The following is a 21,402-nucleotide window of genomic DNA, read 5'->3' on the forward strand; positions in this document are numbered from 1 at the left end:
ATGAAGTGGGTTTTTTGAGCGCAAAACGCTAAAATTTGGAGAAACGCTGACGTGTTTCGCGGAGCTAACGCTATCAGTCTCGATGCAAAAGGCCGTCTCGCCATGCCGAGCCGGTATCGTGACGAGCTCGTTTCGCGAAGTTCCGGGCAGTTAATCGTCACCATCGATGCCGTTGATCCCTGTTTGTGTGTTTACCCCCTCGATGAGTGGGAGCTGATTGAAACCAAACTGCGCGCACTGCCTTCTCTTCGTGAAGAGAACCGTCGTTTGCAGCGTTTGCTGATTGGTAACGCCGTCGACCTTGAACTCGATGGCAGTGGTCGTTTTCTGGTGCCTCCGCGCCTGCGTGAATATGCCAAGTTGGATAAGCGCGCAATGCTGGTGGGCCAACTGAACAAGTTCCAATTGTGGGACGAGGATGCCTGGAATGCTGTTTCCGCAGCGGACCTGGCAGCTATTCAACAACCGGGCGCCATGCCTGATGAACTGCGTGATTTGATCCTGTGACTATTGATAGCGGCTTTAACCACATCACCGTACTGCTTGACGAAGCCGTCGAGGCTCTCGCCGTACGTCCTGATGGCTGCTATCTGGATGGCACCTTCGGGCGTGGCGGGCATAGCCGGCTGATTCTCAGCAAGCTCGGGCCCCAGGGGCGCCTCCTCGGATTCGACAAGGATCCCCAGGCGATTGCCACCGGGCAAGCGCTAGCGGCCGAAGACGGCCGCTTTGTCGTTGTACAGCGCAGTTTCGCCGAGCTCGGTTCGGAAGTTGCCGAACGCGGCCTGGCGGGCAAGGTCAGCGGTGTCCTGCTGGATCTGGGGGTGTCTTCGCCGCAGCTGGACGACCCTGAACGCGGCTTCAGTTTTCTCAATGACGGCCCGCTGGATATGCGCATGGACCCGACTCGCGGCATCAGTGCTGCGCAGTTCATCGCCACCGCTCCGGTAGAGGAAATTGCCCGGGTATTCAAGGAGTACGGCGAGGAGCGTTTCTCCGGTCGCATGGCGCGAGCCGTGGTCGAGCGCCGCGAGATCCAGCCGTTCGAGCGTACCGCTGATCTGGCTGAAGTGTTGAAAGTCGCCAACCCGGCTTGGGAGAAGGGCAAGAACCCGGCTACCCGTGCTTTCCAGGGGCTGCGCATTCACGTCAACAATGAACTGGGTGATCTCGAGGCTGGCCTTGAAGCTGCACTGGAGTCCCTGGAAGTGGGTGGTCGCCTGGTGGTGATCAGCTTCCACTCCCTGGAAGACCGCATCGTCAAATTGTTCATGCGTCGTCTGGTCAAGGGCGAATCGGACAATCTGCCGCGCAATTTGCCGGTGCGTTTCGAAGCCTTTGTGCCGAAAATCAAGATCCACGGCAAAGCGCAGTTCGCTTCCGAGGCAGAGCTCAGGGCCAACCCGCGTGCCCGCAGTGCCGTCATGCGCGTCGCGGAGAAGCTTCGGTGAGCAAGCTTTTCGCCAAGCCACTTCCGGGCGGAAGCTTTTTCATGTTCCTGCTATTCGTCGGCGTTCTGGTTTCCGCGATTGCGGTGTCCTACAGCGCCCACTGGAACCGTCAGTTGCTCAATACGCTGTACGGCGAGTTGAGCGTGCGTGACAAAGCCCAGGCCGAATGGGGCCGTCTTATTCTTGAGCAAAGCACCTGGACTGCTCACAGCCGCATTGAAGTGCTGGCCACCGAACAATTGAAAATGCACATTCCCGGCGCGGCCGAAGTTCGCATGGTGGCGCCATGAAGCTCGAAGGCGCGCTCTATCCATGGCGTTTCCGTGTAGTGCTGGGTTTGCTGGCGGTCATGGTGTCGGCGATTGCCTGGCGCATCATCGACCTGCAAGTGGTCGACCGTGACTTCCTCAAGGGGCAGGGCGATGCACGCAGTGTCCGGCACATTCCGATTCCCGCGCACCGCGGTCTGATCACCGATCGCAATGGCGAGCCGCTGGCCGTCAGTACGCCCGTGACCACCCTCTGGGCCAATGCCAAGGAAATGCAGCTGGCCAAGGATCGCTGGCCGGCGCTGGCCATGGCACTTGGCCAAGACCCGAAAGCCCTGGCCGAGCGGCTTGAAGCCCAGGCCAATAAAGAGTTCATCTATCTGGTCCGAGGCCTGACGCCTGAACAGGGCCAGGCCGTATTGGATCTGAAGGTCCCCGGTGTCTATGGCATCGAGGAATTCCGACGCTTCTATCCAGCCGGCGAAGTAACCGCGCACATGGTGGGTTTCACCGATATCGACGACCGCGGTCGCGAAGGGGTGGAACTGGCCTACGACGAATGGCTCGCAGGGGTTCCGGGCAAGCGCCAGGTGATCAAGGACCGGCGCGGCAGGCTGATCAAGGACGTCCAGGTCACCAAGAACGCCAAGGCCGGCAAGCCCTTGGCGTTGTCGATTGACCTGCGCCTGCAATACCTGGCCAACCGCGAGCTGCGCAACGCCATCGTCGAGAACGGTGCCAAGGCTGGCAGCCTGGTGATCATGGATGTGAAGACCGGCGAGATCCTGGCCATGGTCAACCAGCCGACCTACAACCCGAACAACCGGCGCAACCTGCAGCCGGCGATGATGCGCAACCGCGCGATGATCGACGTATTCGAGCCTGGCTCGACCATGAAAGCGATCTCCATGAGCGCCGCACTGGAAACCGGACGCTGGAAGCCCAGCGATACCGTCGAGGTCTACCCGGGCACCCTGCAGTTGGGCAAATACACCATCCGTGACGTTTCCAAGACCGAAGGCCCGGTACTCGACCTGACCGGCATCCTGATCAACTCCAGTAACGTCGGCATGAGTAAGGTGGCCTTCGATATCGGCGGCGAAACCATTTTCCGCCTGGCACAGAAAATCGGTCTGGGCCAGGACACGGGGCTCGGCTTCCCTGGTGAACGGGTCGGCAACCTGCCGAACTACCGCGAATGGCGCAAGGCGGAAACCGCGACCCTGTCCTATGGCTACGGCCTGTCGGTGACCGCGATCCAGCTGGTGCACGCCTTTTCCGCATTGGCCAACAACGGCCGTATTGCGCCGCTGACACTGATCAAGTCCGACAAGACTCCGCAGACCACCCAGGTGATTCCGGAAAATGTCGCCAAGACCATGCAGGGCATGCTGCAGCAAGTGATCGAGGCCCCGCGCGGAGTATTCCGTGCACAGGTTCCGGCCTATCACGTGGCTGGCAAGAGTGGTACTGCGCGCAAGACTTCGGTGGGTACCAAGGGCTACGCCGAGAACTCCTACCGCTCGCTGTTCGCCGGCTTCGGTCCGATGAGTGATCCACGCTACGCGATCGTGGTGGTGATCGACGAACCGAGCAAAGCCGGTTACTTCGGTGGCCTGGTATCGGCGCCGGTGTTCAGCAAAGTGATGTCCGGCACCCTGCGCTTGATGAACATCACCCCGGACAACCTGCCGACCACGCAGCAGGCCAACGCCGCATCCGGCACCCCTGTACGAGCCAATGGAGGGCGCGGCTGATGTCTCTTAGCCTGAACAAGATTTTCGCCCACGCCGGTCGCGACCTGCTGATTCGTGAGTTGACCCTGGACAGCCGTAACGTGCGGGCCGGGGACCTGTTTCTTGCGGTGCCCGGCGCCAGGTTCGATGGGCGTGCGCACATTGCCGATGCCCTGCAGCGCGGCGCTGCCGCGGTGGCTTATGAAGTGGAAGGGGCAACTGTGTTGCCGCTGACCGATGTACCGCTGATTCCGGTCAAGGGCCTGGCGGCGCAGCTGTCGGACATAGCCGGGCGCTTCTATGGTGACCCGAGCCGCCAGTTGAACCTGGTGGGCGTGACCGGCACCAACGGCAAGACCAGCGTTACCCAACTGGTGGCTCAGGCCCTGGATTTGCTCGGCCAGCGTTGTGGCCTGGTAGGTACCCTGGGGACCGGGTTTCATGGCGCGCTGCAAAGCGGGATGCACACCACGCCGAACCCGATTGCCGTGCAGGCCACCCTGGCGGACTTGAAGAATGCAGGAGCCAAGGCGGTGGCCATGGAGGTCTCTTCCCATGGCCTGGATCAGGGGCGCGTGGCGGCACTGGCTTTCGATGTGGCGGTGCTGACCAACCTGTCCCGTGACCATTTGGATTACCACGGGACCATGGAAGCCTATGGCGCAGCCAAGGCCAAGCTCTTTGCCTGGAACGACCTGCGTTGCCGGGTGATCAACCTCGACGACGATTTTGGCCGGCAACTGGCGGCGGACAAACATGAGTCACGACTGATCACTTACAGCCTCGAAGACGCCGCTGCTTATCTGTACTGCCGCGAAGCGCGTTTTGACGATGATGGCGTGCGCGCGACCCTGGTGACTCCACAGGGTGAGCACCACCTGCGCAGTTGCCTGCTCGGGCGCTTCAACCTGAGCAACGTGCTGGCTGCGGTAGGTGCGTTGTTGGGTCTTGAATACGCGCTGGACGAAATTCTTGCGGTCCTGCCCAAGCTTGAAGGCCCCGCCGGACGCATGCAGCGCCTGGGTGGCGGTACTCAGCCGCTGGTGGTGGTGGATTACGCCCACACCCCGGATGCCCTGGAAAAAGTCTTGCTGGCCCTGCGTCCGCACGCCAAGGGCCGCCTGCTGTGCCTGTTCGGTTGTGGCGGCGACCGGGACCGCGGCAAGCGTCCGTTGATGGCTGAGGTGGTCGAGCGTCTGGCCGACGGCGTGCTGGTGACTGATGACAACCCACGCAGCGAAGACCCGGCCCAAATCTTCGACGATATTCGTGCCGGTTTCAGCGCGGCAGAAAAGGTGGAATTCGTAGCCGGTCGCGGGCTGGCCATTGCTCGCCTGATCGCTTCCGCGTCGGCTGATGACGTGGTGGTGCTGGCCGGTAAAGGCCATGAGGATTACCAGGAAATAAACGGCCAGCGACATGATTTTTCTGATCTCGCCGAGGCGGACAAAGCCTTGACCGCGTGGGAGGTGGGCCATGCTTAAAGCCCTGCAACTCAGTGAAGTCTCGGCTCCATTGGACGCCCGCCTGATCGCGGGCGATGCTCGTTTTAGCGGCGTCAGTATCGATAGCCGGGCGATTCAGGCCGGCCAACTGTTTATTGCTCTGACCGGCCCACGCTTTGACGGCCACGATTACTTGAATGAAGTGGCGGCCAAGGGCGCCGTGGCGGCGTTGGTTGAACGTGAGGTTCCCGACAGCACGCTGCCGCAACTGCTGGTCAAGGACACTCGCCTGGCGCTGGGGCAGTTGGGTGCGCTCAATCGCGCCGCGTTCAGCCGCCCGGTCGCTGCGGTAACCGGCTCCAGCGGCAAGACCACGGTCAAGGAAATGCTCGCCAGCATCCTGCGCACCCGTGGTCCGGTACACGCTACTCGGGGCAACCTGAACAATGACCTGGGTGCGCCCCTGACCCTGCTGGAACTGGCCCCGGAACACACAGCCGCAGTGATAGAGCTGGGCGCTTCGCGCATCGGCGAGATTGCCTACACCGTGGCCATGACTCGCCCCCACGTAGCGATCATCAATAACGCCGGTACCGCTCACGTCGGTGAGTTTGGCGGGCCGGAGAAGATTGTCGAGGCCAAGGGGGAAATCCTGGAGGGCCTCGATAGCGCCGGGATCGCCGTGCTCAACCTGGACGACAAGGCTTTCCCTATCTGGAAGGCCCGTGCTGCCGGCCGTCAGGTGTTGAGCTTCGCCCTGACTGATAGCTCTGCCGATTTCTTTGCCTCCGATATCGGTCGCGATGCCCGTGGCTGCCCATCCTTCAAGTTGCACAGCCCCAAGGGTGTGGAGGCGGTGCAATTGAACCTGCTGGGTACCCATAACGTTGCCAATGCCCTGGCTGCGGCAGCCGCGGCCCACGCCATGGGCGTCTCGCTGTTCGGCATCGTCACCGGCCTGAATGCGGTGCAGCCGGTCAAGGGGCGTACCGTCGCCCAACTGGCCAAGAACGGCATGCGGGTCATTGATGACACTTACAACGCAAACCCCACCTCAATGTGCGCCGCCGTTGATATACTCGCCGGCTTTTCCGGCCGCACCGTCCTGGTGCTCGGAGACATCGGCGAGTTGGGCGAGTGGGCGGAGCAGGGGCACCGCGAAGTAGGTGCATATGCCGCTGGCAAGGTTTCGGCCCTCTACGCCGTAGGCCCGATGATGGCTCATGCCGTTGCCGCCTTCGGCGAGCACGCGCGCCACTTCGCCAGCCAGGCTGACCTGATTGCCGCCCTGGGCGTCGAGCAAGACCCAAATACCACCATTTTGATCAAAGGATCGCGCAGCGCGGTGATGGAAAACATCGTCGCGGCTTTGTGCGGCTCCAGTACGGAGAAACATTGATGCTGCTGCTGCTAGCGGAGTACCTGCAACAGTTCTACAAAGGCTTCGCGGTCTTTCAGTACCTGACCCTGCGCGGGATCCTCGGGGTACTGACTGCGCTGTCTTTGGCGCTGTGCCTGGGTCCGTGGATGATCCGTACTCTGCAGAACCGCCAGATCGGCCAGTCCGTGCGTAACGATGGTCCGCAATCTCACCTGTCCAAATCGGGCACACCGACCATGGGCGGCGCGCTGATTCTCTCGGCCATCGGTATCAGCACCCTGCTGTGGGCCGACCTGCGCAACCACTATGTGTGGGTCGTGCTGCTGGTGACCCTGGCCTTTGGCGCCATCGGCTGGGTCGACGACTATCGCAAGGTGATCGAGAAGAATTCCCGTGGCCTGCCCAGCCGCTGGAAGTATTTCTGGCAATCGGTGTTCGGCCTGGGCGCGGCGATCTTCCTTTATATGACTGCCCAGAGTCCGGTGGAAACCACTCTGCTGATCCCGATGCTCAAGGACGTGAGCATTCCCCTTGGCATCGGCTTCGTGGTCCTGACCTATTTCGTCATCGTCGGTTCGAGCAACGCGGTCAACCTGACCGATGGCCTCGATGGCCTGGCGATCATGCCTACGGTGATGGTGGGCGGTGCGCTGGGGATCTTCTGCTACCTGTCGGGTAACGTGAAGTTCGCCGAATACCTGCTGATTCCCTATGTCCCCGGGGCGGGAGAGCTGATTGTCTTCTGTGGTGCGCTGATTGGCGCGGGCCTGGGCTTCTTGTGGTTCAACACTTACCCGGCGCAGGTGTTCATGGGTGATGTTGGCGCCCTGGCGCTGGGCGCGGCCCTGGGCACTATCGCGGTCATCGTCCGTCAGGAAATCGTTCTGTTCATCATGGGCGGCGTGTTCGTGATGGAAACCCTGTCCGTGGTGATCCAGGTTGCCTCCTTCAAGTTGACCGGCCGCCGTGTGTTTCGCATGGCGCCGATTCACCACCATTTTGAACTCAAGGGCTGGCCCGAGCCGCGCGTGATCGTCCGTTTCTGGATCATCACCGTGATTCTGGTGCTGATCGGCCTTGCCACCCTGAAGCTGAGGTAGAACGAGTGTCTCTGATCGCTTCTGACCACTTCCGCATCGTTGTCGGCCTCGGCAAGAGCGGCATGTCCCTGGTTCGCTTCCTGGCGAGCCGGGGCGTTGCCTTTGCGGTGGCCGATACGCGGGAAAATCCACCTGAGCTGGCCACGCTGCGGCGTGACTACCCGCAGGTGGAGGTGCGTTGTGGCGAGCTGGACGTGGACTTCCTGTGCCGTGCCGACGAACTCTACGTGAGCCCCGGCCTGGCCCTGGCGACCCCGGCCCTGCAGGCTGCTGCTGCCCGTGGGGTGAAATTGTCCGGTGATATCGAGCTGTTCGCGCGTAACGCAAAGGCACCGATCGTGGCAATCAGTGGTTCCAACGCCAAGAGCACCGTGACCACCCTGGTGGGAGAGATGGCAGCGGCGGCGGGCAAGCGCGTGGCGGTCGGCGGCAACCTCGGGACCCCGGCCCTGGACCTGCTCAGCGATGACGTCGAGCTGTACGTGATGGAGCTGTCCAGCTTCCAGCTGGAGACCACCGACCAGTTGGGCGCCGAAGTGGCCACCGTGCTCAACATCAGCGAAGACCACATGGACCGTTACAGCGGCCTGCCGGCCTACCACCTGGCCAAGCACCGGATCTTCCGTGGCGCCCGGCAGGTGGTGTTCAACCGCCAGGACGCTCTGACCCGGCCATTGATCGGTGAAGGCCTGCCATGCTGGACCTTCGGCCTGAGCAAGCCTGATTTCAAGGCCTTCGGCCTGCGCGAAGAGGACGGTGAGAAGTACCTGGCCTTCGAGTTCCAGAACCTGATGCCCGTGCGCGAGCTGAAGATCCGCGGCGCCCATAACCAGTCCAACGCCCTGGCAGCCTTGGCCCTGGGTCATGCAGTGGGCTTGCCGTTCGACGCCATGCTCGCGGCGCTGCGCACTTTCGCCGGCCTCGAGCATCGCTGCCAGTGGGTTCGCGACCTGGATGGCGTGGCGTACTACAACGACTCCAAGGCCACCAACGTGGGCGCCGCCCTGGCGGCCATCGAAGGCCTTGGCGCCGACATCGAAGGCAAGATCGTGCTGATCGCCGGTGGTGACGGCAAGGGCGCCGACTTCAAGGATCTGCGCGGCCCGGTGGCGGCCAACTGCCGCGCGGTGATCCTGATGGGGCGCGACTCCGATCAGATCGGCGAAGCCATCGGTGACGCCGTGCCGCTGATTCGTGTCGGCTCGCTGCAGGAAGCCGTGGAGCAATGCCGCGCCACTGTCCAGCCCGGTGATGTGGTGCTGCTGTCGCCGGCCTGCGCCAGTTTCGACATGTTCAAGAACTACGAAGACCGTGGCCACCAGTTCGTCCGCGTTGTGGAGGAACTGGCATGAACCTGAGAAACATCATCAAGCCCTATCCATCGCCGATCATCACCGGTCGGGGCATCGACCTCGACTTCCCGATGCTCGCCGGTTGCCTGACCCTGCTCGGCCTGGGCCTGGTCATGATTGCCTCGGCCTCCACTGAAGTGGCGGCGGCGCAGTCGGGCAGCGCCCTGTACTACATGATTCGCCACCTGATCTACATCCTGCTGGGCCTGGGTGCCTGCATCGTCACCATGATGATCCCGATCGCCACCTGGCAGCGCCTGGGCTGGTTGATGCTGATCGGTGCCTTCGGCCTGCTGGTGATGGTGATCATTCCGGGGATCGGCCGGGAAGTGAACGGTTCGATGCGCTGGATCGGCTTCAGCTTTTTCAACGTCCAGCCTTCCGAGATCGCCAAGGTGTTCGTGGTGATCTACCTCGCCGGTTACCTGGTGCGGCGCCAGAAAGAAGTGCGCGAGAGCTGGATGGGCTTCTTCAAGCCGTTCATCGTGCTGCTGCCCATGGCTGGCCTGCTGCTGATGGAGCCGGACTTCGGCGCCACTGTCGTAATGATGGGCGCCGCTGCGGCCATGCTGTTCCTGGGAGGGGTCGGGCTGTTCCGGTTTTCCCTGATGGTGGTGCTGGCGGTTGCCGCGGTGGTGCTGCTGATCCAGATGCAACCCTATCGTATGGCACGTCTGACCAACTTCGCCGACCCCTGGGCCGACCAGTTCGGTGCCGGCTACCAGCTGTCCCAGGCGTTGATCGCCTTTGGTCGCGGCGAGTGGCTGGGCGTCGGCCTGGGCAACAGCGTGCAGAAACAGTTCTACCTGCCGGAGGCTCACACAGACTTCGTGTTCTCGGTACTGGCTGAAGAGCTGGGCGCCGTCGGTTCGCTGTGCACGGTGGCGCTGTTCGTCTTTGTCTGTATCCGCGGCATGTACATCGGCCTGTGGGCGGAAAAGGCCAAGCAGTTCTTTGCCGCCTATGTCGCCTACGGCCTGTCGTTCCTGTGGATTGGTCAATTCCTGATCAACATCGGGGTGAACGTCGGCCTGTTGCCGACCAAGGGCCTGACCTTGCCTTTCCTCAGTTATGGCGGCAGCTCGCTGGTGATCTGCTGCGCCTGTCTGGGGTTGTTGCTGCGTATCGAATGGGAGAGCAGGACCCACCTGGGCAGTGAAGAGATGGAGTTCAGTGAAAGTGACTTCGCCGAGGAGCCGAGCCATGGGCGCTAATGTCCTGATCATGGCCGGCGGCACCGGAGGCCACGTGTTCCCGGCACTGGCCTGCGCCCGCGAGTTCCAGGCCCGTGGCTACACCGTGCACTGGCTAGGCACCCCACGTGGCATCGAAAACGATCTGGTGCCTGCGGCCGGGTTGCCGTTGCACCTGATCAACGTCAGCGGTTTGCGGGGCAAGGGCAAGCTGTCCCTGCTCAAGGCGCCGTTCGTGTTGATCAAGGCCGTGCTCCAGGCGTGGCGGGTCATTCGCCAGTTGAAGCCGGTCTGTGTCCTGGGTTTTGGCGGTTATGTGACCGGCCCTGGTGGAGTTGCCGCGAAGTTGTCCGGGGTGCCGGTCATCGTTCACGAACAGAACGCCGTGGCCGGTACCGCCAATCGGCTGCTGGTGCCGTTGGCTGCCCGAGTCTGCGAAGCTTTCCCGGACACCTTCGGTGCCTCGCAAAGCCGGCGCACCACGGGCAACCCGGTACGCACCGAACTGTTCCTCGAAACACCGCGCGAGGCCCTGGCCGGACGCAAGGCGCGTTTGCTGATCCTGGGCGGAAGCCTGGGCGCAGAGCCGTTGAACAAGCTGTTGCCGGAAGCCTTGGCACAGGTCGCCCCCGAGCTGCGCCCGGAGGTGTTCCACCAGGCCGGCAAAAACCACGATGAAGTCACTGCAGAGCGCTATCGCGCCGCCGGCGTCGAGGCGCAGGTGCAGCCCTTTATCAAAGACATGGCCCAAGCCTATGGCTGGGCCGACCTGGTGGTCTGTCGCGCAGGCGCGTTGACCGTCAGCGAACTGGCTGCCGCCGGTCTGCCCTCGATGCTGGTGCCTTTGCCCCACGCGATCGACGACCACCAGACCCGCAATGCCGAATATTTGGCTCGTGAAGGTGCTGCCTTCCTGATGCCGCAAAGAACGACTGGTGCTGCGGACCTTGCCGCTCGCCTGACAGAGGTTTTGATGCAACCAGAACGACTCGACAACATGGCCCAGGCCGCCCGCCGCCTGGCCAAGCCCGGCGCCACCCACGACGTAGTGAATATCTGCCTGGAGGTGGCCCATGGTTGAGAATCAGAAAGCCATGCCGCAGCCGGAAATGCGCCGCATCCGCCGCATCCACTTCGTCGGTATCGGCGGCGTGGGCATGTGCGGGATTGCTGAAGTGCTGCTGAACCTGGGCTACCAGGTTTCCGGTTCCGACCTCAAGGCATCGCCGGTTACCGAGCGCCTGGAGTCCTTTGGCGCACAGATTTTCATCGGCCACCGCGCCGAGAACGCTGCCAATGCCGATGTGCTGGTGGTTTCCAGCGCCGTGAACACTTCCAACCCGGAAGTTGCCACCGCTCTGGAACGGCGTATTCCAGTGGTGCCGCGGGCGGAAATGCTCGCCGAACTGATGCGCTACCGTCACGGCGTGGCCGTGGCCGGCACCCACGGCAAGACCACCACCACCAGCCTGCTGGCCTCGGTATTCGCCGCTGGCGGCCTGGACCCGACGTTCGTCATCGGCGGGCGGCTGAATGCAGCGGGCACCAATGCACAACTGGGCACCAGCCGTTACCTGATTGCCGAAGCCGACGAAAGCGATGCCAGCTTCCTGCACCTGCAACCGCTGGTGGCTGTGGTCACCAACATCGACGCCGACCATATGGCGACCTACGACGGTGACTTCAACAAACTGAAGAAAACCTTTGTCGACTTCCTGCACAACCTGCCGTTCTACGGGCTGGCAGTGATGTGCCTGGACGATCCGGTGGTGCGCGAGATCCTGCCGCAGGTCAAGCGTCCGACCGTGACCTACGGCTTCAGCGAAGAAGCCGACGTGCGCGCCATCAATGTACGCCAGCAAGGCATGCAGACCTTCTTCACCGTACTGCGTCGCGACCGCGAGCCGCTGGACGTGTCGGTGAACATGCCGGGCAACCACAACGTGCTGAACTCCCTGGCGACCATCTGCATCGCCACCGACGAAGGCATCAGCGATGAAGCCATTGTCCAGGGCCTGTCGGGCTTCCAGGGTGTGGGCCGACGCTTCCAGGTCTATGGCGAACTGCCGGTGGAAGGGGGCAACGTGATGCTGGTGGACGACTACGGTCACCACCCGACCGAAGTCGCTGCGGTGATCAAGGCCGTGCGCGGTGGCTGGCCGGAACGCCGCCTGGTGATGGTCTACCAGCCGCACCGTTTCAGCCGTACCCGCGACCTGTACGACGACTTCGTGCAGGTACTGGCCGATGCCAACGTATTGCTGCTGATGGAGGTCTACCCGGCCGGCGAAGAGCCGATCCCGGGCGCCGACAGCCGTCAGTTGTGCCACAGCATCCGTCAGCGTGGCCAACTGGACCCGATCTACATCGAGCGTGGGGTCGACCTGGCACCGCTGGTCAAGCCGTTGCTGCGCGCCGGTGACATCCTACTGTGTCAGGGTGCCGGTGACATCGGTGGCCTGGCGCCAAAACTGCTCGGCAGCCCGCTGTTCGCCGGTGCTGTAGCCGCTGGCAAGGGGGCGAAATGACCGCTGCCTACGCCAACCTGTTCTCTACCGTGAAACCGAGCGATTTCGGTCGCGTCGCCGTTCTTTACGGTGGCAAGAGCGCCGAGCGCGAAGTGTCGCTCAAGTCCGGCAAGGCCGTGCTTGAAGCGCTGCAGAGCGGCGGTGTGAACGCCTTCGGCATCGACGTCGGCGATGATCTGCTGCATCGTCTCTTGAGCGAGAAGATCGATCGTGCCTTCATCATTCTCCACGGTCGTGGCGGTGAAGACGGCAGCATGCAAGGGCTGCTGGAGTGCCTGGGGATTCCTTACACCGGCAGCGGCATCCTCGCTTCGGCCCTGGCCATGGACAAACTGCGTACCAAGCAGGTCTGGCACAGCCTGGGCATTCCGACGCCGCGCCACGCCGTATTGAGCTCCGAGGCCGATTGTATTTCCGCGGTGGCGGAACTGGGCCTGCCTTTGATCGTCAAACCGGCTCATGAAGGCTCCAGTATCGGTATGGCCAAGGTGACTTCCGCGTCCGAATTGTTCGACGCATGGAAGGCGGCCAGTACCTACGATTCGCAAGTGTTGGTCGAGCAATGGATCCAGGGTCCGGAGTTCACCATCGCGACCCTGCGTGACCAGGTGCTGCCACCCATCGCCCTGGGCACTCCCCACACATTTTACGACTACGACGCCAAGTACCTGGCTTCCGATACCCAGTACCGGATCCCGTGCGGGCTCGACAGCTCCAAGGAACAGGAACTCATGGAACTCACGGCGAAAGCCTGTGAGGCGCTCGGTATCGCCGGTTGGGCACGTGCCGACGTGATGCAGGACGCCCAGGGGCAGTTCTGGTTCCTGGAAGTGAATACCGCTCCGGGCATGACCGATCACAGTCTGGTTCCGATGGCGGCCCGCGCGGCCGGCCTGGATTTCCAGCAACTGGTATTGGCCATCCTGGCAGCCAGTCTTGAGGCGAGAGGTTAAGTCCATGCAAGGCGCGTCGCTTCGTCATCAGCAACCCGCACCCGGCCGCAAGCCGGTGCCGCGGGGTGCCAGCCGAATGGTGGCCAAAGAGCCGATGTCGGCGCGCCTGCCGAAAGCCAACTTCGGCTTTCTGAAAAGCCTGTTCTGGCCGGTGCTGCTGGTGGCTCTGGGGTTTGGCACCTATGAAGGGGCCCAGCGCCTGCTGCCGTACGCCGACCGCCCGATCACCAAGATCGCGGTGCAGGGGGACTTGAGCTACATCAGCCAGCAGGCGGTGCAGCAGCGGATCGCGCCTTATGTCGCGGCGAGCTTCTTCACCATCGACCTGGCGAGCATGCGCACCGAGCTGGAGCAGATGCCCTGGATCGCCCACGCCGAGGTACGTCGGGTGTGGCCGGACCAAGTGGTGATTCGCCTGGAAGAACAACTGCCGGTGGCCCGCTGGGGCGACGAGGCGCTGTTGAACAACCAGGGCCAGGCCTTCACCCCGCGTGAACTGGCGAACTATGAGCACTTGCCGCAGTTGTTCGGGCCGCAGCGGGCCCAGCAGCAAGTGATGCAGCAGTATCAGGTGTTGAGCCAGATGCTGCGGCCGCTGGGCTTTTCGATCGCCCGTCTGGAGCTGCGTGAGCGCGGCAGCTGGTTCCTGACCACCGGCGCCGGCAGTGCCGGCCCGGGTATCGAACTGCTCCTGGGCCGCGATCACCTGGTGGAGAAGATGCGCCGCTTCATTGCCATTTATGAAAAAACGCTGAAAGAACAGATCACGAACATCGCGCGCATCGATCTGCGCTACGCCAACGGCCTGGCCGTCGGCTGGCGCGATCCGGCGGCACCCACGACGGCGCAACCTGCCGTCGCGAAGAATTAAGAAGAGGCAGGACCATGGCAAATGTGCAAAGCGGCAAAATGATCGTCGGCCTGGATATCGGTACCTCCAAGGTTGTGGCGCTGGTGGGCGAAGTCGCGGCCGATGGCTCGCTGGAAATCGTCGGCATCGGCACCCATCCTTCCCGCGGCCTGAAGAAGGGCGTGGTGGTGAATATCGAATCCACCGTGCAGTCGATCCAGCGGGCGGTGGAAGAGGCGCAACTGATGGCGGGCTGCCGTATCCACTCGGCGTTCGTCGGTGTGGCGGGCAATCACATCCGCAGCCTGAACTCCCACGGCATCGTGGCGATTCGCGACCGTGAAGTCAGCTCGGCGGACCTGGAGCGGGTCCTCGACGCTGCCCAGGCCGTGGCGATCCCGGCTGACCAGCGGGTTCTGCACACCCTGCCGCAGGATTACGTGATCGACAACCAGGAAGGCGTGCGTGAACCCCTGGGCATGTCCGGCGTACGCCTGGAAGCCAAGGTGCACGTGGTCACCTGTGCAGTGAATGCCGCGCAGAATATCGAAAAATGCGTGCGCCGCTGCGGCCTGGAAATCGACGACATCATCCTCGAACAACTGGCTTCGGCCTACTCGGTGCTCACTGACGACGAGAAAGAGCTGGGCGTGTGCCTGGTGGACATCGGCGGCGGCACCACCGACATGGCGATCTTCACCGAAGGCGCGATCCGCCACACCGCGGTGATTCCGATTGCCGGCGACCAGGTGACCAACGACATCGCCATGGCCCTGCGTACCCCGACCCAGTACGCCGAGGAAATCAAGATCCGTTACGCCTGCGCCCTGGCCAAGCTGGCCGGTGCCGGCGAAACCATCAAGGTGCCAAGCGTTGGCGACCGCCCACCGCGCGAACTGTCGCGCCAGGCCCTGGCCGAGGTGGTCGAACCGCGTTACGACGAACTGTTCACCCTGATCCAGGCCGAACTGCGCCGCAGTGGCTACGAAGACCTGATCCCGGCGGGCATCGTGCTCACTGGCGGCACTTCGAAGATGGAAGGCGCGGTGGAACTGGCCGAGGAAATTTTCCACATGCCGGTTCGCCTGGGCGTGCCCCACAGTGTCAAGGGCCTGTCCGACGTGGTGCGCAACCCGATCTATTCCACCGGTGTCGGCTTGCTGCTGTACGGGCTGCAGAAACAGTCCGACGGCATCTCGTTTTCCGGCATCGGCAGCCGCGACAGCTACAGCAGCGACGAGCCCAAGGCGGCACTGCTCGATCGCATCAAGAGCTGGGTGCAGGGCAACTTCTAAAGATTTACCGCAACACCGTTTCAAAGCAGTAGGCAGTAGGCGAAAAACTAGAGAAATGAAAGGAGAGGGAAAATGTTCGAACTCGTAGACAACATCCCGCAAAGTCCGGTAATCAAGGTTATCGGTGTTGGCGGTGGCGGCGGCAACGCGGTCAATCACATGGTCAAGAGCAACATCGAAGGCGTCGAGTTCATCTGCGCCAACACTGATGCTCAAGCGCTGAAAAACATCGGCGCGCGGACCATCCTGCAACTGGGTACCGGCGTGACCAAGGGCCTGGGCGCGGGTGCCAATCCGGAAGTCGGCCGTCAAGCCGCCCTGGAAGACCGCGAGCGTATCGCTGAAGTACTGGCGGGCACCAACATGGTGTTCATCACCACCGGCATGGGCGGCGGTACCGGTACCGGTGCGGCGCCGATCATTGCTGAAGTGGCCAAGGAAATGGGCATCCTCACCGTTGCGGTGGTGACCCGTCCGTTCCCGTTCGAAGGCCGCAAGCGCATGCAGATCGCCGATGAGGGCATCCGCGCGCTGAGCGAAAGCGTCGACTCGTTGATCACCATCCCCAATGAGAAACTGCTGACCATCCTCGGCAAGGACGCCAGCCTGCTGTCGGCTTTCGCCAAGGCGGACGACGTATTGGCCGGTGCCGTTCGCGGTATTTCCGACATCATCAAGCGTCCGGGCATGATCAACGTCGACTTCGCCGACGTACGTACCGTGATGAGCGAAATGGGCATGGCGATGATGGGCACTGGCTGCGCCAGCGGTCCGAACCGTGCACGTGAAGCCACTGAAGCGGCGATCCGCAACCCGCTGCTGGAAGACGTGAACCTGGAAGGCGCACGCGGCATCCTGGTGAACATCACCGCCGGTCCTGACTTGTCCCTGGGCGAGTACTCCGACGTGGGTAGCATCATCGAGGCCTTCGCTTCCGAACACGCCATGGTCAAGGTCGGTACCGTTATCGATCCGGACATGCGTGACGAGCTGCATGTAACCGTAGTGGCCACCGGCCTGGGCGCAAAAATCGAGAAGCCTGTGAAGGTCATCGACAACACCGTCCAGACTTCCATGTCCGCCCAGTCGCAAGCGCCAGCCCCTGCTCGCCAGGAACTGCCGTCGGTGAACTACCGTGACCTGGACCGTCCGACCGTCATGCGTAATCAGGCGCAGTCGAACGCGGCGACCGCGGCGAAGCTGAATCCGCAAGATGATCTGGACTACCTGGACATCCCGGCATTCCTGCGTCGTCAGGCCGATTGATGGAATGCATCAGGGGTATTAGGGTGATTGGTGTTCAGCAAAGGCATGGTCTGCTATTATCGCCAGCCTTTGTTGATACCAGTTCGCAATTTGCGCTGAAGCGGCCCAAGCCATGATTAAACAACGCACCCTGAAGAATATTATCCGTGCCACAGGTGTAGGCCTGCATTCCGGGGAGAAGGTATACCTGACCCTCAAGCCTGCGCCTGTCGACACCGGCATTGTGTTTTGTCGTGCCGACCTGGACCCTGTGGTGCAGATTCCTGCTCGCGCGGAAAATGTTGGCGAAACCACGATGTCGACCACTCTGGTCAACGGTGACGTCAAAGTGGACACGGTGGAGCACTTGCTCTCGGCCATGGCTGGCCTGGGCATCGATAACGCCTACGTCGAGCTCTCCGCGTCTGAAGTCCCGATCATGGATGGCAGTGCCGGACCCTTCGTATTCCTGATTCAATCTGCTGGCCTCGAAGAACAGGACGCAGCTAAAAAGTTCATCCGCATCCTTCGTGAAGTGACCGTGGAAGACGGCGACAAGCGCGCCACTTTCGTGCCTTTCGATGGTTTTAAAGTGAGCTTCGAGATCGATTTCGATCACCCGGTTTTCCGTGACCGCACCCAGAGTGCAAGCGTGGACTTCTCCAGTACTTCGTTTGTAAAAGAAGTCAGCCGCGCCCGTACCTTTGGTTTCATGAGTGATATCGAGTACCTGCGCAAGCACAACCTCGCACTCGGCGGCAGCGTGGAAAACGCAATTGTGGTCGATTCGGATGGCGTACTGAATGAAGACGGTCTTCGCTACGAAGACGAATTCGTCAAGCACAAGATCCTGGATGCAATTGGCGACCTCTACCTGCTGGGCAACAGCCTGATAGGTGAGTTCAAAGGCTTCAAGTCGGGCCATGCACTGAACAACCAGCTACTGCGCAAGTTGATTGAGCAGAAAGATGCCTGGGAAGTCGTGACCTTCGAAGATGCCAGCACTGCACCGATCTCTTACATGCGTCCGGTTGCGGCCGTGTAAGTCACTCTCTCTTTCCTTTTGTTTTTGAAGGCCATCCCCCCGGATGGCCTTTTTTTATGCCTGCGGTTTCAAGCGCCGCGCTTGGAGCCGCCCTGGGACATGTTGGAAACCACCCGGTTGCGCCCGCTGTACTTGGCCTGATACAGCGCCTTGTCGGCGTCGCTCACCCATTGTTCAAGACCGATATCGGCGTTACCCGACCAGGTGTTGATGCCAATGCTCACGGTCAGCGGCGCGGCGTGTTCGCTGATGGCCGGCAAGGCGGCGATACTGGTGCGGATCTTCTCGGCGAGTACGGCGGCGCCGGCACTGTCGGTACCTGGCAGGATGACCGCAAACTCCTCGCCGCCATAGCGCGCCGCCAGGTCCGATGGGCGCCCGACGCAGGCGCCAATGCTCTGTGCCACCGCACGCAAGGCCTGGTCCCCCAGCGGATGGCCGAAGCGGTCGTTGAAGGATTTGAAGTGATCGACATCGACCATCAATAGCGACAACGGCAGGTTGGCGCGCCGAGCCCGCGACCATTCGTTGCCCAGCACCTGGTCCAGGGTCCGGCGATTGGCCAGGCCGGTGAGGGCATCGACGGCTGCCAGGCGCGCCAGTTCCTGCTCGGCGCTCTGCCGGCGCCGCAGTTCGCGGCACAACTGCCAGGTCAGCCAGAACAGGGCGATGCAGAGGGCGCCAGTGGCGCCGCTGATCAGCACCGCGGTGCGTTGCCAGGCTCCGAAGACCTCGTCGATGGACAGCGCGACAATCACGATCAGGGGCAGATCGCCGACCTGGGAAAAGGTGTATAGCCGCTGCTTCTGATCAACGCTGGAGACGCTGCTGAAGCTGCCGTTGCCTTCACGCAGAATGCGGACGAAGTTGGGGCGGCTGCTGAAGTTCTTGCCTATCAGGTCGTCTGCCAGCGGCGGTTGCTGGGCCAGCAGAACGCCGTCGCGGCTCACCAGGTTGATCGTACCGTTGCGACCGATATCCAGATTTCTGAACAGCTCGTTGAAGTAGCTCAGGCGCATGGCCGCTTCGGCCACCCCGATGAACTGGCCATGCTCGTCGCTGAGCCGGCGGCTGAAGCTGATCCGCCAGTCGTGATCGGCGGTGCGCGCGCGGAACGGCGGGCTGATCATCATCCTCGGGTCCGGATTGTCGATGTGCGATCGAAAGTACTCGCGATCGGCGTAGTTGCCCGTGCGCGGCACGACCGAGGCCGAGTCGGCCAGCACGTCGCCGTGCCTGTCCAGCAGCAGGATGTCGCCCTTGTAGGGCGCTGCGGTGGCCCGGTCGAACAGCGCCAGGTGACGTATGGACGCCGAAACATCCTTCAGATCGTCACGTTGCGCGGCACTGATCAGTCCCTTGAGAGACAGGTCGTAGAGCTCGACGTTGCGCAATACATCGGCGTCGATCAGTTGCACGATGTTGTTGGCGGCACGTGTGGCAGCCTGTTCGGCAGCGGCGTGTTCGCGGATCAACAGGTAGGTGACGATGCCGAGAATGGCTACAACGATCAGCGAGCTGGAGAGGATCAGCAGGCGCTCGGTATTTGACGCGATCTTCCCTGTGCGGGGTGTCGCACTACTCACGTTCATGATTTTGATTTCTGCTGCGTCGACAGTTTTGAGTCTAGTGTGGACGTGGGCTACAGAAATCGGTCACGCCTGCGCGCTTGTATAAATCTCCGATAAAAAAAAGACCAGCAAAACATGCTGGTCTTTTTGTTTGGGCGGCTTAGAAGACGTTGATCGGGTAGTCGACGATCACCCGGTATTCGTCGGTGTCGTTGTCCAGCGCGCCGTAGCCGTTGCCGCCACGGTTGGTGGCCCACTGCAGGCGTACGGCGAGGTCCTTGGCGCTGCCGCCCTGCACCACGTACTTGAGGTCCAGGTCGCGCTCCCAGTGCTTGGCGTTCTTGCCGTCGGCGCTGTACCAGCTGGCATAGCCGCGGCTGGCCGGATCGACCTTGGTCAGGTCCAGCTCGCCGCGCGAGTAGGACAGCGCCGAAGTCAGGCCCGGCAGGCCGAGACCGGCAAAGTCATAGGCGTACTTGAGCTTCCACGAACGCTCGTTGGGGCCGTTGAAGTCCGAATACTGCTGGGAGTTGTCCAGGTAGATGCTGTCGCCCTGGGCGATGTAGTCGAACGGTGTGTTGCCGTTGACCCGCTGATAGGCCGCGGTGACGCTGTGGTTACCCACGCCGACGGTGAAGTGCAGGCTGTAGGTGTTGTTGTCGATGTTGCCCAGCAGCGCCTGGCCGGTGTCCTGAGTGTGATAGAAGTGCAGGCCCGGGTTGAGGCTGACCAGTTCGTTGACCGCGTAGGTGTAGTCCAGGTCGTAGTAGTACTGGTTCCAGATGTCCTTGAGTTCGGACGCGTAGAGGCTGCTGGTCAGCCCTGGCACGCCGCTCCAGGCCACGCCGGCCCAGTTCAGGTGCAGGCTCTCGTCGCCCTCGCGCAAGCTGCCGTAGGAAGTACCGATGCGTTTGTGTCCACTCTGGTTGTACGGCTTGGTGAAGCTGGCCTGGCCGCCCTCGATCAACCAGCCGTCGAAGCTGTGGTTGGTTAGGCTCACGCCGCGGAAGGTCTGGGGCAGCATGCGGCTCATGCCGCCGGCGATCACCGGGTTGTTGAGGAACAGGTCGCCAGCCTTGAGCTCGGTATCGAAGGCCCGCATTTTCAAGGTGGCGCCGGCGGTGGAGAACGAGCCGGGTGCCTTGTGCCGGCCATCGTCGCTGATAGGCAGGATGCTTGACTTGGTGGTGCCGCCACCACCGTCCAGCTTGAGGCCGAGCATGGCGTTGGCATCAAGGCCGAAACCCACGGTGCCCTGGGTGTAGCCCGACTCGAAGACGCCGAGAAAACCCTGGCCCCATTCGATGTTGTCTTTGTTCTGCTGCAGGCGGTTGCGGTTCATGTAGTAGTTGCGGGCGTTGAGCTTGAGGCTCGAACCCTCGACAAAACCCTCGGTCTTGGTTTCTTCGGCGGCTTGCCCGAGTGTCGGGATCGTTGCGGCGATTGCAATGAACAGGGGGCTGATCTTCAGTGAGGTCTTGAACAACGTTTAGCTCCTTTGGTGAACGACAATGGCTTCTTATTGTGAATTCGGGTGTTTCTTGTTCTGGGTATGACGAGTGTGCCGAGGGTTTCTATACGGCAAAAAAAAGCCGCTGAACTCAGCGGCTTTAAGACAACTTACTCCCGGGTTGAAAGCAGAGAAGTTGTCGAGGGAAACAAGTCGAAAGCTAGGATCAACTGTCTTTCTGAGTGTCGCTCTTGCTTTGCTTGGCAGTGATCTTCTGGGCTTGCTGAGTGTTTTGCTGCTGGGCTGCCTGGGCGATCTGGGCTTGTTCGAAAGCGGCGGCGCGTGCGGCATTTCTTGCCACGAATCCCTGGGATTCTTCGGCCATGGCCATTGGTGCCACGAACAGGGAAGACAAAACGAACGCGCTGGCGATACCCATACTGTTGGACATTTCTGAAGACCTTCTTGCAGAGCAAGTTCAATTCGGTGCGACAAAAATATAACCACGTGGCTGCTGGAAAAAGAGCCGAACAGGATA

At 61.8% G+C, this 21,402-nt stretch carries 19 protein-coding genes; 16 read left to right on the forward strand and 3 right to left on the reverse strand.

Annotation, left to right across the window (positions count from 1 at the left end; all coding sequences use genetic code 11):
* The first annotated feature begins 51 nt into the window (after positions 1-51).
* From mraZ to lpxC, 16 genes are all read left to right on the forward strand, one after another.
* Positions 52-507 (forward strand): division/cell wall cluster transcriptional repressor MraZ, encoded by a 456-nt coding sequence (mraZ, locus tag M2395_RS18870; protein WP_011063319.1) that lies wholly within the window; start codon positions 52-54, stop codon positions 505-507.
* Positions 504-1,451: a 16S rRNA (cytosine(1402)-N(4))-methyltransferase RsmH gene (gene rsmH / locus M2395_RS18875; RefSeq protein ID WP_065365213.1), complete on the forward strand. Its 948-nt coding sequence runs from the start codon at positions 504-506 to the stop codon at positions 1,449-1,451. The genes mraZ and rsmH overlap by 4 nt, the downstream gene beginning before the upstream one ends.
* On the forward strand, positions 1,448-1,741 hold the full coding sequence (ftsL, locus tag M2395_RS18880; protein ID WP_011063317.1) for a cell division protein FtsL: 294 nt from the start codon (positions 1,448-1,450) through the stop codon (positions 1,739-1,741). The genes rsmH and ftsL overlap by 4 nt, the downstream gene beginning before the upstream one ends.
* Positions 1,738-3,477, forward strand: a complete 1,740-nt coding sequence (locus tag M2395_RS18885; RefSeq protein WP_047285249.1) for a penicillin-binding protein 2 — start codon at positions 1,738-1,740, stop codon at positions 3,475-3,477. The genes ftsL and M2395_RS18885 overlap by 4 nt, the downstream gene beginning before the upstream one ends.
* Positions 3,477-4,940: a UDP-N-acetylmuramoyl-L-alanyl-D-glutamate--2,6-diaminopimelate ligase gene (locus M2395_RS18890; protein ID WP_019093697.1), complete on the forward strand. Its 1,464-nt coding sequence runs from the start codon at positions 3,477-3,479 to the stop codon at positions 4,938-4,940. The genes M2395_RS18885 and M2395_RS18890 overlap by 1 nt, the downstream gene beginning before the upstream one ends.
* Positions 4,933-6,300, forward strand: a complete 1,368-nt coding sequence (murF, locus tag M2395_RS18895) for a UDP-N-acetylmuramoyl-tripeptide--D-alanyl-D-alanine ligase (protein ID WP_015636930.1) — start codon at positions 4,933-4,935, stop codon at positions 6,298-6,300. The genes M2395_RS18890 and murF overlap by 8 nt, the downstream gene beginning before the upstream one ends.
* Positions 6,300-7,382, forward strand: a complete 1,083-nt coding sequence (gene mraY / locus M2395_RS18900; RefSeq protein ID WP_011063313.1) for a phospho-N-acetylmuramoyl-pentapeptide-transferase — start codon at positions 6,300-6,302, stop codon at positions 7,380-7,382. Before murF ends, mraY begins: the two co-directional genes overlap by 1 nt.
* Before the next feature lie 5 nt (positions 7,383-7,387).
* Positions 7,388-8,734 carry a UDP-N-acetylmuramoyl-L-alanine--D-glutamate ligase gene (murD, locus tag M2395_RS18905; protein ID WP_123431394.1) on the forward strand — a complete coding sequence of 449 codons (1,347 nt, stop codon included), beginning with the start codon at positions 7,388-7,390 and terminating at the stop codon, positions 8,732-8,734.
* Positions 8,731-9,948, forward strand: coding sequence for a putative lipid II flippase FtsW (gene ftsW / locus M2395_RS18910; protein WP_011063311.1), 1,218 nt, complete (start codon positions 8,731-8,733; stop codon positions 9,946-9,948). The genes murD and ftsW overlap by 4 nt, the downstream gene beginning before the upstream one ends.
* The gene (gene murG, locus M2395_RS18915; protein ID WP_065365214.1) at positions 9,938-11,008 is read left to right on the forward strand and encodes an undecaprenyldiphospho-muramoylpentapeptide beta-N-acetylglucosaminyltransferase; all 1,071 of its coding nucleotides are present in this window, start codon (positions 9,938-9,940) and stop codon (positions 11,006-11,008) included. The genes ftsW and murG overlap by 11 nt, the downstream gene beginning before the upstream one ends.
* Complete coding sequence (gene murC / locus M2395_RS18920) at positions 11,001-12,455, forward strand: UDP-N-acetylmuramate--L-alanine ligase (protein WP_011063309.1); 1,455 nt, start codon at positions 11,001-11,003, stop codon at positions 12,453-12,455. Before murG ends, murC begins: the two co-directional genes overlap by 8 nt.
* On the forward strand, positions 12,452-13,408 hold the full coding sequence (locus M2395_RS18925) for a D-alanine--D-alanine ligase (protein ID WP_123431393.1): 957 nt from the start codon (positions 12,452-12,454) through the stop codon (positions 13,406-13,408). Before murC ends, M2395_RS18925 begins: the two co-directional genes overlap by 4 nt.
* A gap of 4 nt (positions 13,409-13,412) precedes the next feature.
* A complete protein-coding gene (locus M2395_RS18930) occupies positions 13,413-14,279 on the forward strand; it encodes a cell division protein FtsQ/DivIB (RefSeq protein ID WP_015636926.1) in 867 nt (288 codons plus the stop codon).
* Positions 14,280-14,293: 14 nt separating this feature from the next.
* Positions 14,294-15,553: a cell division protein FtsA gene (ftsA, locus tag M2395_RS18935; RefSeq protein WP_011063306.1), complete on the forward strand. Its 1,260-nt coding sequence runs from the start codon at positions 14,294-14,296 to the stop codon at positions 15,551-15,553.
* Between the two features lie 72 nt (positions 15,554-15,625).
* Complete coding sequence (gene ftsZ, locus M2395_RS18940) at positions 15,626-16,819, forward strand: cell division protein FtsZ (RefSeq protein WP_011063305.1); 1,194 nt, start codon at positions 15,626-15,628, stop codon at positions 16,817-16,819.
* Positions 16,820-16,931: 112 nt separating this feature from the next.
* Complete coding sequence (gene lpxC, locus M2395_RS18945; RefSeq protein WP_011063304.1) at positions 16,932-17,843, forward strand: UDP-3-O-acyl-N-acetylglucosamine deacetylase; 912 nt, start codon at positions 16,932-16,934, stop codon at positions 17,841-17,843.
* 68 nt (positions 17,844-17,911) lie between these two features.
* Here the strand turns inward: lpxC and M2395_RS18950 are convergent, their stop codons facing one another.
* The 3 genes from M2395_RS18950 to M2395_RS18960 all read right to left on the reverse strand — a co-directional run bounded on the left by M2395_RS18950 (position 17,912) and on the right by M2395_RS18960 (position 21,315).
* A complete protein-coding gene (locus M2395_RS18950) occupies positions 17,912-19,435 on the reverse strand; it encodes a diguanylate cyclase (RefSeq protein ID WP_011063303.1) in 1,524 nt (507 codons plus the stop codon).
* A 139-nt stretch (positions 19,436-19,574) separates the two neighbouring features.
* Positions 19,575-20,900: an OprD family porin gene (locus M2395_RS18955; protein ID WP_015636924.1), complete on the reverse strand. Its 1,326-nt coding sequence runs from the start codon at positions 20,898-20,900 to the stop codon at positions 19,575-19,577.
* A 190-nt stretch (positions 20,901-21,090) separates the two neighbouring features.
* Positions 21,091-21,315 (reverse strand): hypothetical protein, encoded by a 225-nt coding sequence (locus M2395_RS18960; RefSeq protein WP_053153702.1) that lies wholly within the window; start codon positions 21,313-21,315, stop codon positions 21,091-21,093.
* Between the last annotated feature and the right edge of the window lie 87 nt (positions 21,316-21,402).

Source organism: Pseudomonas sp. BIGb0176 (assembly GCF_024810175.1).
In the GTDB taxonomy this organism is placed as follows: domain Bacteria; phylum Pseudomonadota; class Gammaproteobacteria; order Pseudomonadales; family Pseudomonadaceae; genus Aquipseudomonas; species Aquipseudomonas protegens.

Coding starts and splice junctions, on each gene's coding strand:
- M2395_RS18885 (WP_047285249.1), top strand. CDS start 1,738: ATGAAGCTCGAAGGCGCGCTCTATCCATGGCGTTTCCGTGTAGTGCTG.
- M2395_RS18890 (WP_019093697.1), top strand. CDS start 3,477: ATGTCTCTTAGCCTGAACAAGATTTTCGCCCACGCCGGTCGCGACCTG.
- murF (WP_015636930.1), top strand. CDS start 4,933: ATGCTTAAAGCCCTGCAACTCAGTGAAGTCTCGGCTCCATTGGACGCC.
- mraY (WP_011063313.1), top strand. CDS start 6,300: ATGCTGCTGCTGCTAGCGGAGTACCTGCAACAGTTCTACAAAGGCTTC.
- ftsW (WP_011063311.1), top strand. CDS start 8,731: ATGAACCTGAGAAACATCATCAAGCCCTATCCATCGCCGATCATCACC.
- murG (WP_065365214.1), top strand. CDS start 9,938: ATGGGCGCTAATGTCCTGATCATGGCCGGCGGCACCGGAGGCCACGTG.
- murC (WP_011063309.1), top strand. CDS start 11,001: ATGGTTGAGAATCAGAAAGCCATGCCGCAGCCGGAAATGCGCCGCATC.
- M2395_RS18925 (WP_123431393.1), top strand. CDS start 12,452: ATGACCGCTGCCTACGCCAACCTGTTCTCTACCGTGAAACCGAGCGAT.
- M2395_RS18930 (WP_015636926.1), top strand. CDS start 13,413: ATGCAAGGCGCGTCGCTTCGTCATCAGCAACCCGCACCCGGCCGCAAG.
- ftsA (WP_011063306.1), top strand. CDS start 14,294: ATGGCAAATGTGCAAAGCGGCAAAATGATCGTCGGCCTGGATATCGGT.
- ftsZ (WP_011063305.1), top strand. CDS start 15,626: ATGTTCGAACTCGTAGACAACATCCCGCAAAGTCCGGTAATCAAGGTT.
- lpxC (WP_011063304.1), top strand. CDS start 16,932: ATGATTAAACAACGCACCCTGAAGAATATTATCCGTGCCACAGGTGTA.
- M2395_RS18950 (WP_011063303.1), bottom strand. CDS start 19,435: ATGAACGTGAGTAGTGCGACACCCCGCACAGGGAAGATCGCGTCAAAT.
- M2395_RS18960 (WP_053153702.1), bottom strand. CDS start 21,315: ATGTCCAACAGTATGGGTATCGCCAGCGCGTTCGTTTTGTCTTCCCTG.